The organism is Streptococcus suis, from assembly GCF_024509555.1.
GTDB lineage: Bacteria > Bacillota > Bacilli > Lactobacillales > Streptococcaceae > Streptococcus > Streptococcus suis_AD.
On sequence record NZ_JAMWEL010000073.1, the window covers coordinates 1 to 314 of the forward strand.

Genomic DNA, 314 nt, shown 5'->3' on the forward strand with positions numbered 1-314 from the left:
TACATACTCAGCATGGGCACCAGCAACACAAGACTTCACAACTGTAAATGCCCTTACTTTGGATAAATTTACACCATCAACTGATAAAGTTGAGAAGACTGGTATTACAGCAACTGACAAGGATATTGCTGCAACAATTGTTTACCGTGAAAATGTTGATGTAGTTGATCCGAAAGATCCAGTAACACCAGACACGCCAGTACCAAACGATCCTAAGGGTCGTACTTATGGTGAACTTGGCTTGGTTGAAGAAGTGACTCGTACAGTCAACCACATCTACTCAGATGGTAAGCCAGTTCTTGATGAAGAAGGCA

The 314-nt window shown here is 42.0% G+C and carries 1 protein-coding gene; it reads left to right on the forward strand.

Annotation, left to right across the window (positions count from 1 at the left end):
• Nucleotides 1-314, forward strand: a 314-nt coding sequence (locus NF418_RS10395) for a mucin-binding protein (protein WP_256779544.1), incomplete at both ends; no start/stop codon positions are given.